We start from the raw sequence: 14,758 nt of genomic DNA, 5'->3' as shown, positions 1-14,758 counted from the left end.
AGCTTACACACTCTCCCTGGCAGGTCACGGCCTTGGAGAATGCAGGCCAGTCGGATTAAACGGGCATCCTAGCCCGCTTCAAATAACGCCATCGCCTCGACATGCGCGGTTTGCGGAAACATATCGAGGATTCCGGCACGTTTTAGCCGGTAGCCCTGCTTGACCAACTCTACCGTGTCCCGCGCCAGCGTCGCCGGATTGCAGGACACGTACACCAAACGCTTGGCCCCCAGAGTGGCGAGCTTGCGCACGACCTCCAGGGCACCATCGCGAGGTGGGTCCAAGAGTACCGCAGAAAAGCCCTGTTTGGCCCATTCTGCGTCAGTCAAAGGCTGAGACAAATCGGCCTGAAAAAACTGCACATTATGCAAATTGTTGCTTACGGCGTTGGCTGCCGCCCGGTCCACCATGGCCTGTACGCCTTCCACCGCCACCACGTCGCGCACCTGGCGTGCGAGGGGTAAAGCAAAGTTGCCCAGGCCGCAAAACAGGTCCAGCACCCGCTCATCGGGTTGCGGCGCCAACCATGCCAGGGCCTGGGCAACCATTGCCGCGTTGACCCCGGCGTTGACCTGCACAAAATCGCCCGGCCGATAAGCCAGTTCCAGATCCCATGCCTCCAACCGGAAGCCGAGGGCCTGGCCAGGCTCCACCGGTTCCGGCTGGCCCTCCCCCTGCAGCCACAGTTGTGCGTCATGGAACGTACAAAATTCTTTCAATATGTGCAGGTCCGCTTCGGACAACGGCGCCATATGGCGCAGCAACACGGCGATGGACGAACCGCTGAACAGTTCCACATGTCCCAACGCCTGAGGCTTGCTCAGGCGACGCAGCATGCTCGGCAAACGCTGCATGATCGGTTGCAAGGCCTGTACCAGCACCGGGCAATCATCAATGGCGACGATGTCCTGGCTGGCCACGGCACGGAAACCCACGTCGAGTTTTTTCGCCTTGGCGTCCCAGCGCACGGCCACACGGGCTCTGCGACGGTAGCCGAACTCAGGCCCGCTCAACGCTGCCGCCCATTCTTGCGGTTCGACCCCCGCCACGCGAGACAATTGCTCGGCGAGCATGCGCTGTTTCAGGGCGAGTTGTTCGTCATGGGGCAAGTGCTGCACGCTGCAACCGCCGCAGCGGCCAACGTGCGCACACGGCGCCGGACGACGCAGTTCGCTGGCCTTGAACACCCGCTCGGTGCGGGCCTCGACCACTTTGCCGTGGGCGCCCAACACCCGCGCTTCGACGTCTTCGCCGGCCAGCGCGCCATTCACAAACCAGGTGCGCCCCTCAAAAAACACGATGCCCCGGCCATCGTTGGCCAGGCGCTCGATGCTCAGGCGCTGCTTCTTGCCCACGGGAATCTGTGGGGCCCGGCTGCCGCCCGTCGGTTGGAAGCGCAGGCCTTTCTCGTGCTTGGCCATCAGTTGGGCGCGTCGAAGATGCCGGTCGACAAGTAGCGGTCGCCTCGGTCACAGATGATCGCCACGATCACCGCGTTTTCCACTTCCTGGGACAAGCGCAACATACCGGCCACGGCACCGCCGGAGGACACGCCGCAGAAGATGCCTTCTTCACGGGCCAGGCGACGGGTGGTGTCTTCGGCTTCACGCTGGGCCATGTCGATGATGCGGTCCACGCGTGTCGCGTTGTAGATCTTCGGCAGGTACTCTTCGGGCCAGCGGCGGATGCCGGGAATGGCCGAGCCTTCCATCGGCTGCAGGCCGATGATCTGGATCTCGGGATTCTGCTCCTTGAGGTAGCGCGAATTGCCCATGATGGTGCCGGTAGTGCCCATGGAGCTGACGAAATGGGTGATGGTGCCCTGGGTCTGGCGCCAGATTTCCGGACCGGTAGTGGTGTAGTGCGCCTCGGGATTGTCGCCGTTGGCGAACTGGTCCAGCACCAGCCCACGGCCTTCGGCGGCCATCCGCTCGGCGAGGTCACGCGCGCCTTCCATGCCTTCTTCCTGGGTCACCAGGATCAGCTCGGCACCGTAGGCGGTCATCGCCGCTTTGCGCTCGGCGCTGCCGTTGTCCGGCATGATCAGGATCATCTTGTAGCCCTTGATCGCGGCGGCCATGGCCAGGGCGATCCCGGTATTACCGGAGGTGGCTTCGATCAGGGTATCGCCTGGCTTGATCTGCCCACGCAACTCGGCGCGGGTGATCATCGACAGCGCCGGACGGTCTTTCACGGACCCGGCCGGGTTGTTCCCTTCGAGCTTGAGCAACAGGATATTGCTGGTTTCACCCGCCATGCGTTGCAAGCGGACCAGGGGTGTATTGCCGACGCAATCGGCGATTGTTGGGTACTGCAAGGTCATGGCGTATTCGCAATCCAGACTGCGGGGGCGAACATCATACCGGGAAAGCCTGGCGCGCCATATCACGCAAAGTGCGGTGCTTATGGCTTATGGGAATAAGCGAGAAATGTGGAGACTGTATGGACGTCATCGATACCCGACTAGCCCAGCCGCCCGTCACCATGATTTCTCTGAAACACCTCGTCGCCCATCGCCGCAATCTGTCCCTCGATCAGTGCCTCAAAGGGTTTGAGCAAGGGCTCGAACAATAGAGGCGCTTCCAACACCTGCAATGCCTGCACGATCGCTTCCACCGTCGACAACGCGCCCGGTCCCGGGGCTTTGCGCAGTCGATAGCGCGACACGCCGCCGTCGGCCAATGTCACCCGTGGCAACGCCGCCAGCAACGGATTGAGGTGCAGCAGCTTGCGCGCCTTGCGCCAGGTGCCATCGGGCACCACCAGCAACAGTGGCTGATCGCCGGGGGTATAGGCGTGCAGCGGCAGGGCGTCGTCAGCGGGAAACAGCAGCCGCGCCTGGTAGCCGGGCGGGTTCAATAAGGTCGGCAGATCATCGAAGACCTCTCCCACCACCAACTGCGCGTTGTTCAAGCCCAACGCCGCCAACCGCGCGGTATTGAGCGCATGGTTGACTTCGCTCGGGTGCTGCAACAGCAACACACGGGTGCGGCTGTCGAGGCTGGGGATCAGCGGGCACAGGCAATGGGCGGTCGGCCTCAGGCAGCGGGAACATTGGGGTCTGGACATGATTTTTCAGGCCTGGTTGAGCTGGGCTTTGAGCAGATCGCGGAAGGTCTGGATCAGCGGTTCGCGGCTGCGGCCACGGCGCATGATCATCGAGAACGGTGCCTGGTAGCCGAAGGTGGCCGGCAGCAATACGCGCAGGTCGCCCTTGTCGGCCCAGGCCTGGGCGTAGTGCTCGGGCAGGTAGCCGATATAGGCGCCGGACAGCACCAGAATCAGCTGCGCTTCCATACTTTCAACGGTCGCGGCGCTGTGCTTGAAGCCATGGCGCGCCAGTTCGGCCTGGCTCCAATAGCCGCGCCCGACCATGCGTTGCTGGGTAATCACCTGTTCGGGGATCCGCCGTTCATTGAACAACGGGTGCCGGTTGCTGCAATACAGCCAATGCTGTTCGCGGTACAGCGGCATATAGATCAGCCCGCTCATGCGGTTGGAGAAGGCGCCGATCGCCAGATCCAGGCGGTTGTCCTGCACGCCCAGTTGCAGTTCGTAGGGGCTCAGCACCGACAGATGCAGGTGCACCGCCGGATGCTCCAGGCTGTAGGCGCCGATCACTTCGGCGAACGGCAAGGCCTTGTCGCTGACGGTGGAGTCTAGAACCCCCAGCTTGAGCGTCCCGCGCAGCTCGCCCTTGAGTGCTGCGGCGTATTGCTCGAAACCCTCCAACTCACCGAGCAGGCGCAAGGTTTCCTGGTAGAACAGCTCGCCCTTGCTGGTCAGGCTGAACCCGCCCCGGCCGCGATGGCACAGCACCAGACCCAACGCCGACTCCAGCTGACTCATATACGTGCTGATGGCCGACGTGGACAGATTGAGTTCGTGCTGGGCATTGGCGAACCCTTGGTGTCGCACAACGCTGACGAAGATGCGCAGGAGTTTCAGGTCGGGCAAGGCGCTGGCCATGGAGTCTCCAGAAAACACAAACACTGTAGGAGCCGGCTTGCCGGCGATGGCGATCTATCTGACCCACTGCGATCGCCGGCAAGCCGGCTCCTACAGGTGGATCGAGTCCGACATGAGGTATTGCTCAGGCATCCGAGTCTACCTCACGCATTAGTTTAGAAAAATCTGAACTAAGTATTTGCCACTACCGATTCTTCCCGCCCCGAGCTTTTCGCAGAATCGACCGCTAATAAACACAACACGATGAGGCAATCCCGTGGACAAGATTTTCCACCAACCACTGGGCGGCAACGAAATGCCGCGCTTCGCCGGCATCGCCACCATGATGCGTCTTCCCCACCTGCAGTCGGCCAAGGGCCTGGACGCCGCGTTCATCGGCGTGCCCCTGGACATCGGCACTTCGCTGCGCGCCGGCACCCGCTTCGGGCCGCGGGAAATCCGTGCCGAATCGGTGATGATCCGCCCCTACAACATGGCCACCGGTGCCGCACCGTTCGACTCGCTGTCGGTGGCGGACATTGGCGATGTGGCCATCAACACCTTCAACCTGCTGGACGCCGTGCGCATCATCGAAGAAGCCTACGATGAGATCCTCGAACACGATGTAATCCCCATGACCCTGGGTGGCGACCACACCATCACCCTGCCGATCCTGCGGGCGATCCACAAGAAACACGGCAAGGTCGGGCTGGTGCACATCGACGCCCATGCCGACGTCAACGACCACATGTTCGGCGAGAAAATCGCCCACGGCACCACCTTCCGCCGCGCGGTGGAAGAAGGCTTGCTCGATTGCGACCGCGTGGTACAGATCGGCCTGCGTGCCCAGGGCTACACCGCCGAAGACTTCAACTGGAGCCGCAAGCAAGGCTTCCGTGTGGTCCAGGCCGAAGAATGCTGGCACCACTCCCTCGCGCCATTGATGGCCGAAGTGCGGGAAAAAGTCGGTGGCGGTCCGGTGTACCTGAGTTTCGATATCGACGGCATCGACCCGGCCTGGGCGCCCGGCACCGGCACCCCGGAAATCGGCGGGCTGACCACCATCCAGGCGATCGAGATCATCCGTGGCTGCCAGGGCCTCGACCTGGTCGGTTGCGACCTGGTAGAAGTTTCGCCGCCCTACGACACCACCGGCAACACCTCGCTGCTGGGCGCCAACCTGCTGTACGAGATGCTCTGCGTACTGCCCGGCGTGGCGCATCGTTGATGAGCACGCACGAGGTGTTGAACGCCGCCGCCAACCTGGTGGCGGCCTTCGCCCGCAATGATCGCGCCGCTTACTTCGATGCGTTCACGGCCGATGCCAGTTTTGTGTTTTACACCCTGCCCCAGCCGCTGCTCAGCCGCGATGCCTATCAGACGTTGTGGGATAGCTGGCGCCGGGACGAAGGTTTCGAGGTGCTGTCCTGCACCTCGAGCAACGCCGTGGTCAGCCTGCAAGGTGACGTGGCGATTTTCATTCATGACGTGGCCACCGAGTTGCGCATGAACGGGGAGCAATTTTTTAGCCAGGAACGCGAGACCATTGTCTTCAAACGGCAAGGCTCTCAAGTAGAACAACAAGGCCTATGGCTGGCCTGTCACGAACATTTGTCCGCTATGCCGGAAGGGCTGCCGCCCCCTTAGCCAATGTGATCGGAGCTGATCATGAATAATAAAAACAACGAAAACAGTATTCGCAAAATAGAAACCAACGGGGTCGAACAGATCCCGGACCACGAACGCACCGCCAGCCCCAAGGATCTGTTCCGCCTGATCTTCGGCGGTGCCAATACCTTTGCCACCGCCGTGCTGGGCTCGTTCCCCGTGCTGTTCGGCCTGTCGTTCCAGGCCGGCGTCTGGGCGATTGTGCTGGGCGTGCTGGTGGGCGCCGTGATCCTGGCGCCCATGGGCCTGTTCGGGCCGATCAATGGCACCAACAACGCCGTGTCTTCCGGGGCGCACTTTGGTGTGCACGGACGGATTGTCGGCTCGTTTCTGTCACTGCTGACGGCGATTGCCTTCTTCTCACTGTCGGTGTGGAGTTCAGGCGATGCGCTGGTCGGCGGTGCGAAACGGCTGATCGGCCTGCCGGAAACCGACCTGACCCTGGGCCTGGCCTACGGTCTGTTCGCCCTGCTGGTGCTGACGGTATGCATCTATGGCTTTCGCTTCATGCTGTGGGTCAACCGCATTGCGGTGTGGGCGGCGAGCCTGCTGTTCCTGATGGGCATCTTCGCGTTCGCACCGACCTTCGACAGCCACTTCACCGGCACCGTAGCCGTGGGCCAGACCGGCTTCTGGGCGGCCTTCATCGGCGCCGCGCTGGTGGCCATGAGCAACCCGATTTCCTTCGGCGCGTTCCTGGGCGACTGGTCGCGCTATATCCCACGGGAAACTCCGAAAGGTCGGATCATGCTCGCGGTGGTCCTGGCGCAGATCGCCACCTTGATCCCGTTCCTGTTCGGCCTGGCCACCGCGACCATCGTGGCGGCCAACGCACCGGACTACATCGCGGCCAACAACTACGTCGGCGGCTTGCTGGCGGTGGCGCCCACCTGGTTCTTCCTGCCGGTGTGCCTGATTGCGGTGATCGGCGGCATGTCCACCGGCACCACTTCGCTGTATGGCACCGGGCTGGACATGTCCAGCGTGTTCCCGCGCGTACTGTCGCGGGTCAAGGCCACATTGCTGATCGGGGTGATGTCGATTGCCTTCATCTTTATCGGACGTTTCGCCGCCAACCTGGTGCAGAGCGTGTCGACCTTCGCCGTGCTGATCATCACCTGCACCACGCCGTGGATGGTGATGATGATCATCGGCCTGATCGTGCGTCGCGGCTTCTATTGCCCGGATGACCTGCAGGTGTTCACCCGTGGTGAAACCGGCGGCCGCTACTGGTTCAGCCATGGCTGGAACTGGCGTGGCCTGGGTGCCTGGATCCCGAGTGCGCTGGTGGGGCTGTGCTTCGTCAACCTGCCGGGGCAGTTCGTCGGGCCGCTGGGCAATCTGGCCGATGGCATCGACATCAGCCTACCGGTGACGCTGGGCCTGGCCTCGGCGGTGTATCTGACGCTGCTGCACCTGTTCCCGGAACCGGCGGCCGTCTATGGGCCGACTGACCCCCGCAGCCAGCGCACGGATGCGCACCCTGCACCGACGCAGCAACACGCCACCTGATTTTCATAAAAAAAATAATCGGAGATTTGCCGTCATGGCTTTGGATTTATTCGTCGTCCTCCTCTACGCCGCCGGCATGCTTGTGCTCGGCTATTACGGCATGCGCCGCGCCAAGACCCACGAAGACTATTTGGTGGCCGGCCGTAACCTGGGGCCATCGCTGTACATGGGCACCATGGCCGCCACGGTATTGGGCGGCGCGTCCACTGTGGGCACGGTGCGCCTGGGCTATGTGCACGGCATCTCCGGCTTCTGGCTGTGCGCCGCGCTGGGCGCGGGGATCATCGCGCTGAACCTGTTCCTGGCCAAGCCGCTGCTGAAGCTGAAAATCTTCACCGTTACCCAGGTCCTGGAAAAACGCTACAACCCCATGGCCCGCCAGGCCAGTGCGGTGATCATGCTGGCTTACGCGCTGATGATCGGTGTGACCTCGATCCTGGCCATCGGCACCGTGCTGCAGGTGTTGTTCGGCCTGCCGTTCTGGATTTCGGTGTTGTTGGGCGGTGGCGTGGTGGTGGTCTACTCGACCATCGGTGGCATGTGGTCGTTGACCCTGACCGACATCGTGCAATTCGTGATCAAAACCGTCGGCCTGATGTTTATCCTGCTGCCGATCTGCCTGTACCGCGTCGGCGGCTGGGATGAGCTGGTGGCCAAGCTGCCGGCGTCGAACTTCAGCTTCACGGCGATCGGCTGGGACACGATCATCACCTACTTCATGATCTACTTCTTCGGCATCCTGATCGGCCAGGACATCTGGCAACGGGTGTTCACCGCCCGTGACGAAAAGGTCGCCCAATATGCAGGCACGTTCGCCGGTTTCTACTGCATCCTCTACGGCCTGGCGTGCGCGCTGATCGGCATGGCGGCCCATGTGCTGATTCCGGATCTGGATAACGTCAACAACGCGTTTGCGGCCATCGTCAAAGTGTCGCTGCCGGACGGGATTCGTGGGCTGGTGATTGCGGCGGCCCTGGCGGCGATGATGTCGACGGCCAGCGCCGGGTTGCTGGCGGCATCCACCGTATTGACCGAAGACCTGCTACCGCGGTTGCGTGGCGGCAAACAGTCGAGCCTGAAGATCAACCGCCTGTTCACGCTGTTGACCGGCATGGCGGTATTGGGCATCGCTCTGGTGGTCAATGATGTGATCAGCGCCCTGACCCTGGCTTACAACCTGTTGGTGGGCGGTATGCTGATCCCGCTGATCGGGGCGATTTTCTGGAAACGGGCAACCACTCCAGGTGCGATCACGTCCATGGCCCTGGGCTTTGTGACCGCGCTGGTGTTCATGTTCAAGGATGGGTTGGACGCGAACACGCCAATCTACTACAGCCTGGCGGTGGCGTTGGTGAGCTTTGTGGGAGTGAGTTTGCTGTCGCGCCGGCCTGAAGCGGTGGACGTGCGCGTAGCGTAGGAAACAACTGACTTTTGAGCGGTTTCTTCAGCGGGTGCGACGTCGGATGTCGCGCCCGTTTTTTTTGCCTTGCACAAAAACAGCCCCACTCTGTGCGGCGTTTTGAAAACTGCGCTCAAACACCAAGGCTTAAGCGCCTGAAGGCCTTATCTGCGACGTGGGCGACGTTGCTCATCGTCTGTACGAATCGGTACAGGTTGCAGTGGCGGCTCGATCAAGCCCAGTGCAACGCCGAGATCGTGGAGCCAGTTCTGGATTTTCTCTTTCATGGTTGCCCCCTTTGAGGGTAATGCGGGTAGGCGCATGTTCTGTCGCCTTTTCCTACAATGATAATAGCCCTAAGTCCTACGTATTGCTTGAACGAAACCACAACGAACTATTTCTGAATTGATCCAAATCCTGACGGATCGTTCAAGCAATGGCGCGCGTGTCTTGCAGGAGCGCGGTCTTCTCCGCTTGCTGCAGGTCGATCCATGCATTGAGGTTAGCGCCGAGCATACCCTTTCGCCACATCAGCCAGGTCGTCGCAGTGGCAAAAGGCCCAGTCAACGGATGAACGGACACGCTGTCCTTACCCGGAAGGCTGTTGAGCATCGATTCGGACATCAAGGCCACGCCAGAACCGGCAATGACGCAGGCGAGCATGCCTTGATAGGACTCGATTTCAATCGCTCGGCCCATCGCGACCCGCTCGTGGGAAAACCAGGTTTCCAAACGTGTGCGATAGGCGCAACTGCGGCGGAACGTGAACACCGCGCGGCCAGCGACATCCTGCGGCCCGCGCACCGGTGGGTGGTCGGCTTCACATATCAACACCAGTTTCTCCTCGCACAGCGGCACGCCATCCAGGCTGGCGATGGTCAGCGGGCCGTCCACCAGTGCCGCATCCAGACGCCCGGTGATCAATCCTTCCAGCAACTCTCCGCTGGGGGCCGATTGCACCTGCAAATTCACCATCGGGTAGGCCTTGTGATAGCGCGCCAGCAGCTTCGGTAAATGAACCGCCGCCGTGCTGTACATGCTGCCCAACACAAAGTCACCAGCCGGCTGCCCGCCCTGGACGGCGCCCTGGGCTTCGTCATGTAGCGCCAACAGACGCGTGCTGTAGTCCAGCAACACTTTTCCCGCAGGCGATAGCTGCAAACGCTGACGCTCACGCACGAACAAATCCACGCCAAGCTGTTCCTCCATCTGTTTGAGGCGGGTGGACAGATTCGATGGCACGCGGTGCAGGCGCTCGGCAGCGCGGGTAATGGAGCCCTCTTGCGCCACAGCCTGGAAAATCCGCAATTGACTGAACTCCACACCATTCTCCAAAACTGAACAAGTTACTCACTATTATTCATTTTTACAGAAAGTCAATCCACTCTAGCCTGATGGTCATTCGCTTGCTTGCAGGAAACCTGACCATGTCGCCTCTGATCCGCTTAGTCGCCAGCTTTATCGCGTTGATGATGGCCATGGGTATTGGCCGCTTCGCCCTCACCCCACAAATGCCCCACCTGCTCAGCGAGGGTCAGATCGACCTGACCGGCGCCGGCCTGATTGCGGCCGCCAATTACCTGGGCTATTTCGTCGGCGCGGTGGATTCGATCTTCGCCCGCAGCCATCACCATGTCCGCGGTCGTTTGTACGGTGGGCTGTGGTTGTGTGTGCTGCTGACCCTGGCGTCGTACTGGGCCCAGGGGTTCTGGCCGCACCTGCTGTTGCGCTTCGGGACCGGCGTGGCGAGTGCCTGGGTGTTGGTGATGATCACCAGCCTGAGCCAACCGCTGGCGATTGCCGCCGGACGTCCACGCCTGGGAGCCCTGGTATTTGCCGGGCCAGGGCTGGGGATTCTGTTGACCGGGTTACTGGCACTGGGCTCCAACCTGCTGGGGCAAAGCTCGGCAACCTTATGGTTGGTGTATGGCGGTGTCGCGCTGGTGATGCTGCTGGCGATCTTGCCGTTCCTGCCCAAGCCGTCCACCACCCGCATATCCATCGCCCGCCAAACCGAGAGCGCCAGTAACGACAGCATCACACACCTGTGCTGGATCTATGCGTTGTACGGCGTGGGCTACATCATCCCGGCGACATTCCTGTCCCAGATGGCCAGCGCACAGTTCAAGGGCGCCTGGCAGGCGGATCTGTTCTGGCCGTGCTTCGGCCTGGCTGCCGCGATGGGCGTGGTGGTCGCCAGCCTGCGCCGCAAGGACCCGAACACCACCCGCCGCTGGCTGATGACAACCTTATGGCTGCAAGCAGGCGGAGTGTTTGCCTGCCTGCTGGGCAATGGCTGGGGCCTGGCGCTGGGCGTGCTGCTGTGCGGTGGGCCGTTCCTGGCGTGCGCGCAATTGGTGATGGCGCGTCTGCAGGAGATCGCGCCCCACGGTTACCAGCGCAGCACGGGGTTACTCACCGCCAGCTTTGCCATGGGCCAGTTGAGCGGGCCGTTGCTGGCGTCGGTGAGCAGCCATGTGAGCGGTGGCCTGCAACCGGCGCTGGTGATTGCCGGCGCCGGTTTGTTACTGGCAGGCTCGGTATTGCTCAGCCGACAGCCATCGGCGCAGGCACGCGCACCTGTTCACGCCGCGCCAGCACCCAGTAAAACAGCCCACCCAGGAAGCAGCCGGTGAACCAGGCGAAGTTGGCCATCCCCTGCAACGCTGGGGTGAAGGTAATCGCGACGCCCACCAGTGTCGCAGGCACCAGCGCCTTGACCGCCGTCCAGTTCACGCCACCGTCGAAGTAGTAGCGCCCGCTCGGGCTGTCATCGAACAGTGCATCCACATCAATCTGCTGCTTTTTGATCAGGTAGAAGTCCACCAGCAAAATCCCGAACAGCGGACCGATAAACGCCGCGAGGATATCCAGGGTATAGTGAATCATCATCGGGTTATTGAACAGGTTCCACGGGGTGATGAAGATCGACGCCACTGCCGCGATCATGCCACCGGCACGCCAGCTGATTTTGCTCGGTGCCACGTTGGCGAAGTCAAACGCCGGGGACACGAAGTTGGCGACGATGTTGATACCGATGGTGGCGGTGACAAAGGCAAACGCGCCGAGCAGCACCGCCACGCTGTTATCAATGCGCGAAACCGTGGCAATCGGGTCATGGAGCATTTCGCCGAAGACCGGCAAGGTGCCCGAGACGATCACCACGGTCACCAGGGAAAACGCCAGGAAATTCACCGGCAGCCCCCAGAAGTTGCCGCGTCGCACGTCCTGCATGCTGCGGCAGTACCGGCTGAAGTCACCGAAATTCAGGGTCGGCCCGGAAAAGTACGAGACCACCAGCGCGATCGCCACGATCACCTGGCCGAACGCCTGCCAGCCCGACAGGGATTTTTCCGCCAGGGTAAAGCTGATATTCGCCCAACCGGCTTTCCACACGATCCAGCCGGCCAGGGCAAACATCACCGCATACACCACCGGCCCGGCCCAGTCGATAAAGCGGCGAATGGACTCCATGCCGGCCCAGAACACCGCCGCCTGCAAGACCCACAAGCTAAGAAAACCAAACCATCCGAGGTAAGACAAGCCTGCGAAATGCGGCTCTGCATACACCGCCATCTGCGGGAAAAAACGCAGCACCACGATGATCAACGCACTCGACGCCAAGTACGTCTGAATCCCGTACCACGCCACGGCGATCAAGCCACGAATCACCGCAGGAATATTCGCGCCAAACACCCCAAACGCCAGCCGGCAAATCACCGGATAAGGCACCGCCGCCTGCTGGCTCGGCTTGGCCACCAGGTTGGCGATCAATTGCACGATGCAAATACCAGCGAGCAAGGCGATCAATACCTGCCAACTGGCCAGGCCCAAGGCGAACAGACTGGCGGCGAACACATAGCCGCCGACGCTGTGCACGTCGCTCATCCAGAAGGCGAAGATGTTGTACCAGGTCCACTTTTGCGGCAGTGGCCCCAGGTCCTGGTTGTACAGGCGCGGGCTGTAGCCGTCGGGCAATTGTTCTGACATCGCTGGGCTCCTCGAAATACCGGCCTGCGCTTCCGTCACGGGATGCATACGGGAGGCTGGCTTGTTTGTATACGAGAGAGTCAGCAGATTGCGTGCCAATAGCACACAATCCCCATAAGACTGCGCACCAAAGGCAATTATGACGCTTTAGAAGTGCTGACCATGCTCAGCAACGGTGCACACAAATCCTGTACACAATCAGCGGTGCACTCGATGTGCACACAAGTGCCCAACCGTGCAGCAAGCCGCTGTGAGAACTGTGCCCCAGGCCATGTCCATCACGGTCAGCCCGGCGGACCAGCCGTGCAGCGTGGCCCAGTTGCTCAAGTCATAGGTGCCGTAGGCGACCAGGCCGAGCAAAGCGCCCATGCGCGCCGCGCGCTGCCAACTGACACTGGGCAAGACCACGAACACCACGCAACCGAGGACATACAGGAGGTAGAACAACACGGCGGGCAACAGCTGCGGCTGATCGAGCATCAGCGGGCCCAGCAGGGATTTGTAGGTCGGGCCCATGAGGACGCCGAGCCAGAGGCCGTCGAGCACCAGAAAGGCCAGCAAGGTGCCGAGGTAAGCGAATACAGATTTCTTTGACATGGCAGTGACCCACTATAGGAACGAGCTGGCTCGCGAAAGTATTCCACGCGCATCGCGGCGTCGGATGTACCTTTATTCGCGAGCTCGCTCCTGCAAGAGAGCAAAGCGGACTCAGCTTAGTTCAATGCGATCCGCATGAATCACGATCTGGCCCTGTTTGTAGAGCGCACCAATGGCCTTCTTGAAGTTGCCTTTGCTCACGCCGAACAAGTTGCTGATCACCGCCGGGTCGCTTTTATCGCTGACCGGCAAGGTGCCATTGTTTTCACGCAACTTGGCGAGGATCTTCGAGTTGAGGCTGGAGGCCGCTTCCTGGCCGACCGGTTGCAGGCTCAGGCTGATGTTGCCATCGGCGCGGATTTCCTTGATAAAGCCTTTCTCTTCCTTGCCCGGACGCAGGAACTTGAACACTTCGTTCTTGTGGATCAGGCCCCAGTGCTTGTTGTTGATGATCGCCTTGAAGCCCATATCGGTCGCTTCGGCCACCAGCAGGTCGACTTCCTGGCCCACCTGGTAGTTGGCCGGCGTCTTATCCAGATAACGATCCAGGCGCGCAGTCGCGGTGATGCGTTTGGTGTGCTTGTCGAGGTAGACGTGCACCACACAATATTCACCGGCGCTCAACTGACGTTTTTCTTCCGAATACGGCAACAACAGATCTTTGGGTAAACCCCAATCGAGGAAGACACCAATACTGTTGACTTCAACCACTTTCAAACTGGCAAATTCGCCAACTTGAACTTTCGGCTTTTCAGTCGTCGCGATAAGTTTGTCATCGCTGTCCAAGTAAATGAACACGTTAAGCCAGTCTTCATCTTCACTCGGAATATCTTTCGGGATATACCGATTAGGCAAGAGGATTTCACCGTCTTGCGCACCGTCCAGGTACAAACCAAAGTTAGTGTGTTTAACCACTTGCAAGCTGTTGTAGCGCCCGACTAAAGCCATTTCCAATACCCTCATTGCGTGGGCGGCATTCTACCCGAGTTGCGCTCGCCACGCGCGCACGCCTGAAAAATCGCGGGCTTGCGTGGCGTTCTCGCGGGCCCACCCCGCTCGTCCGATCAATCGACTCGATTTTGCCCCCAGAAAAATCCCGGCACGCCCCAGGGTTTCGAGCTAAAACAGTCAGTTAGGCGTTTAATTCAAAGGTGAACTTTGGTTCTTTCTCACCGCCGCACTTATTCTCCGCGGATATTTGCCAAGCAATTGTCAAGTATTTCCTGTACGATGCCTGGCCAAGTTAATTTTCTATAGGTTAGTGGCCGCCATGCGCGTAAAAGCATCCAATAGCAAAGCAAAGCCAGCTCCCGCCGTTGAAACCAGCGAGTCGATCAACAGCCAGATTGCTGCTTTTCTCAAGTCCGGTGGCGAAATCCAGCAAATTGCCAAGGGCGTGAGCGGCCAGACTTTCGGCCCGTCCAAGCAGATCAGCCTGGGTAAGAAGTAAGACTTCGCAACACACCTGGTCCCCGAGCGCCTTGCCTTCAAGGCGCTTGGACTAGAGCCGCCAATACCCTCTCAACACCTTCATCCTCGCACCAATCGACGAACGGGCCTCACCGCCGGGCATTCGCCGGTATGCTTGCACACGTCTAGCACGGGCATCTCCCGACTTTTTCGTCACTGCTCCTCGCTTTTCAT

General features: G+C 60.7%; 15 protein-coding genes. 6 read left to right on the top strand and 9 right to left on the bottom strand.

Annotated elements, in window-relative coordinates; genetic code table 11:
• Window positions 1-68: 68 nt before the first annotated feature.
• From rlmD to ACLH0J_RS12650, 4 genes are all read right to left on the bottom strand, one after another.
• The gene (gene rlmD, locus ACLH0J_RS12665) at window positions 69-1,421 is read right to left on the bottom strand and encodes a 23S rRNA (uracil(1939)-C(5))-methyltransferase RlmD (RefSeq protein WP_411392225.1); all 1,353 of its coding nucleotides are present in this window, start codon (window positions 1,419-1,421) and stop codon (window positions 69-71) included.
• Window positions 1,421-2,323, bottom strand: a complete 903-nt coding sequence (cysM, locus tag ACLH0J_RS12660) for a cysteine synthase CysM (protein ID WP_411392224.1) — start codon at window positions 2,321-2,323, stop codon at window positions 1,421-1,423. The genes rlmD and cysM overlap by 1 nt, the downstream gene beginning before the upstream one ends.
• 140 nt (window positions 2,324-2,463) lie before the next feature.
• The gene (locus ACLH0J_RS12655) at window positions 2,464-3,069 is read right to left on the bottom strand and encodes a tRNA-uridine aminocarboxypropyltransferase (RefSeq protein ID WP_411392223.1); all 606 of its coding nucleotides are present in this window, start codon (window positions 3,067-3,069) and stop codon (window positions 2,464-2,466) included.
• A gap of 6 nt (window positions 3,070-3,075) precedes the next feature.
• A complete protein-coding gene (locus ACLH0J_RS12650; RefSeq protein ID WP_411392222.1) occupies window positions 3,076-3,969 on the bottom strand; it encodes a LysR family transcriptional regulator in 894 nt (297 codons plus the stop codon).
• Between the two features lie 256 nt (window positions 3,970-4,225).
• On the opposite strand from ACLH0J_RS12650, the gene speB reads away from it, so the two are divergent.
• Genes speB through ACLH0J_RS12630 form a run of 4 tightly spaced genes read left to right on the top strand, consistent with a single transcriptional unit; the run spans window position 4,226 to window position 8,545 of the window.
• Entirely contained in the window at window positions 4,226-5,176 is a 951-nt protein-coding gene (gene speB / locus ACLH0J_RS12645; protein WP_065940607.1) for an agmatinase, read from the top strand.
• Window positions 5,176-5,595 (top strand): YybH family protein, encoded by a 420-nt coding sequence (locus ACLH0J_RS12640; RefSeq protein ID WP_411392221.1) that lies wholly within the window; start codon window positions 5,176-5,178, stop codon window positions 5,593-5,595. The genes speB and ACLH0J_RS12640 overlap by 1 nt, the downstream gene beginning before the upstream one ends.
• A 21-nt stretch (window positions 5,596-5,616) precedes the next feature.
• Complete coding sequence (locus ACLH0J_RS12635; RefSeq protein ID WP_411392220.1) at window positions 5,617-7,128, top strand: purine-cytosine permease family protein; 1,512 nt, start codon at window positions 5,617-5,619, stop codon at window positions 7,126-7,128.
• A 34-nt stretch (window positions 7,129-7,162) separates the two neighbouring features.
• Window positions 7,163-8,545 carry a sodium:solute symporter gene (locus ACLH0J_RS12630; protein ID WP_411392219.1) on the top strand — a complete coding sequence of 461 codons (1,383 nt, stop codon included), beginning with the start codon at window positions 7,163-7,165 and terminating at the stop codon, window positions 8,543-8,545.
• Between the two features lie 146 nt (window positions 8,546-8,691).
• Here ACLH0J_RS12630 and ACLH0J_RS12625 read toward each other — a convergent pair whose 3' ends face one another.
• Together ACLH0J_RS12625 and ptrR are read right to left on the bottom strand one after the other, a co-directional pair.
• Window positions 8,692-8,814, bottom strand: a complete 123-nt coding sequence (locus ACLH0J_RS12625; RefSeq protein WP_003193089.1) for a PA1414 family protein — start codon at window positions 8,812-8,814, stop codon at window positions 8,692-8,694.
• 142 nt (window positions 8,815-8,956) lie between these two features.
• Window positions 8,957-9,850: a putrescine utilization regulator PtrR gene (gene ptrR, locus ACLH0J_RS12620; protein ID WP_411392218.1), complete on the bottom strand. Its 894-nt coding sequence runs from the start codon at window positions 9,848-9,850 to the stop codon at window positions 8,957-8,959.
• Between the two features lie 104 nt (window positions 9,851-9,954).
• Between ptrR and ACLH0J_RS12615 the strand changes: the two genes are divergently transcribed.
• Window positions 9,955-11,163, top strand: a complete 1,209-nt coding sequence (locus ACLH0J_RS12615) for an MFS transporter (RefSeq protein WP_411392217.1) — start codon at window positions 9,955-9,957, stop codon at window positions 11,161-11,163.
• Here the strand turns inward: ACLH0J_RS12615 and ACLH0J_RS12610 are convergent.
• From ACLH0J_RS12610 to ACLH0J_RS12600, 3 genes are all read right to left on the bottom strand, one after another.
• Entirely contained in the window at window positions 11,075-12,517 is a 1,443-nt protein-coding gene (locus ACLH0J_RS12610) for an NCS1 family nucleobase:cation symporter-1 (protein WP_411392216.1), read from the bottom strand. The two genes, ACLH0J_RS12615 and ACLH0J_RS12610, sit on opposite strands and share 89 nt — an antisense overlap.
• A 198-nt stretch (window positions 12,518-12,715) precedes the next feature.
• Window positions 12,716-13,114: a DUF2177 family protein gene (locus ACLH0J_RS12605; RefSeq protein ID WP_411392215.1), complete on the bottom strand. Its 399-nt coding sequence runs from the start codon at window positions 13,112-13,114 to the stop codon at window positions 12,716-12,718.
• Window positions 13,115-13,225: 111 nt separating this feature from the next.
• On the bottom strand, window positions 13,226-14,062 hold the full coding sequence (locus ACLH0J_RS12600) for a S1 RNA-binding domain-containing protein (RefSeq protein ID WP_034099624.1): 837 nt from the start codon (window positions 14,060-14,062) through the stop codon (window positions 13,226-13,228).
• A 322-nt stretch (window positions 14,063-14,384) separates the two neighbouring features.
• Here ACLH0J_RS12600 and ACLH0J_RS12595 point away from each other — a divergent pair, with 322 nt between their 5' ends.
• Window positions 14,385-14,564 carry a hypothetical protein gene (locus tag ACLH0J_RS12595; RefSeq protein WP_003193095.1) on the top strand — a complete coding sequence of 60 codons (180 nt, stop codon included), beginning with the start codon at window positions 14,385-14,387 and terminating at the stop codon, window positions 14,562-14,564.
• The last annotated feature ends 194 nt before the right edge of the window (window positions 14,565-14,758 follow it).

The sequence above is a fragment of the Pseudomonas sp. MPB23 genome, assembly GCF_046605395.1.
Taxonomy (GTDB): Bacteria; Pseudomonadota; Gammaproteobacteria; order Pseudomonadales; family Pseudomonadaceae; genus Aquipseudomonas.
The sequence above is the reverse complement of the archived record's forward strand: the minus strand, read 5'-3'. Positions and strand labels throughout refer to the sequence as shown.

Bases quoted from the DNA above. Each gene is read 5' to 3' on its own strand.
- ACLH0J_RS12600 (WP_034099624.1), bottom strand. From the start codon at position 14,062: ATGGCTTTAGTCGGGCGCTACAACAGCTTGCAAGTGGTTAAACACACT.
- ACLH0J_RS12605 (WP_411392215.1), bottom strand. From the start codon at position 13,114: ATGTCAAAGAAATCTGTATTCGCTTACCTCGGCACCTTGCTGGCCTTT.
- ACLH0J_RS12635 (WP_411392220.1), top strand. From the start codon at position 5,617: ATGAATAATAAAAACAACGAAAACAGTATTCGCAAAATAGAAACCAAC.
- rlmD (WP_411392225.1), bottom strand. From the start codon at position 1,421: ATGGCCAAGCACGAGAAAGGCCTGCGCTTCCAACCGACGGGCGGCAGC.
- cysM (WP_411392224.1), bottom strand. From the start codon at position 2,323: ATGACCTTGCAGTACCCAACAATCGCCGATTGCGTCGGCAATACACCC.
- ACLH0J_RS12640 (WP_411392221.1), top strand. From the start codon at position 5,176: ATGAGCACGCACGAGGTGTTGAACGCCGCCGCCAACCTGGTGGCGGCC.
- ACLH0J_RS12630 (WP_411392219.1), top strand. From the start codon at position 7,163: ATGGCTTTGGATTTATTCGTCGTCCTCCTCTACGCCGCCGGCATGCTT.
- ACLH0J_RS12615 (WP_411392217.1), top strand. From the start codon at position 9,955: ATGTCGCCTCTGATCCGCTTAGTCGCCAGCTTTATCGCGTTGATGATG.
- ACLH0J_RS12650 (WP_411392222.1), bottom strand. From the start codon at position 3,969: ATGGCCAGCGCCTTGCCCGACCTGAAACTCCTGCGCATCTTCGTCAGC.
- ACLH0J_RS12610 (WP_411392216.1), bottom strand. From the start codon at position 12,517: ATGTCAGAACAATTGCCCGACGGCTACAGCCCGCGCCTGTACAACCAG.
- ACLH0J_RS12595 (WP_003193095.1), top strand. From the start codon at position 14,385: ATGCGCGTAAAAGCATCCAATAGCAAAGCAAAGCCAGCTCCCGCCGTT.
- ACLH0J_RS12655 (WP_411392223.1), bottom strand. From the start codon at position 3,069: ATGTCCAGACCCCAATGTTCCCGCTGCCTGAGGCCGACCGCCCATTGC.
- ACLH0J_RS12625 (WP_003193089.1), bottom strand. From the start codon at position 8,814: ATGAAAGAGAAAATCCAGAACTGGCTCCACGATCTCGGCGTTGCACTG.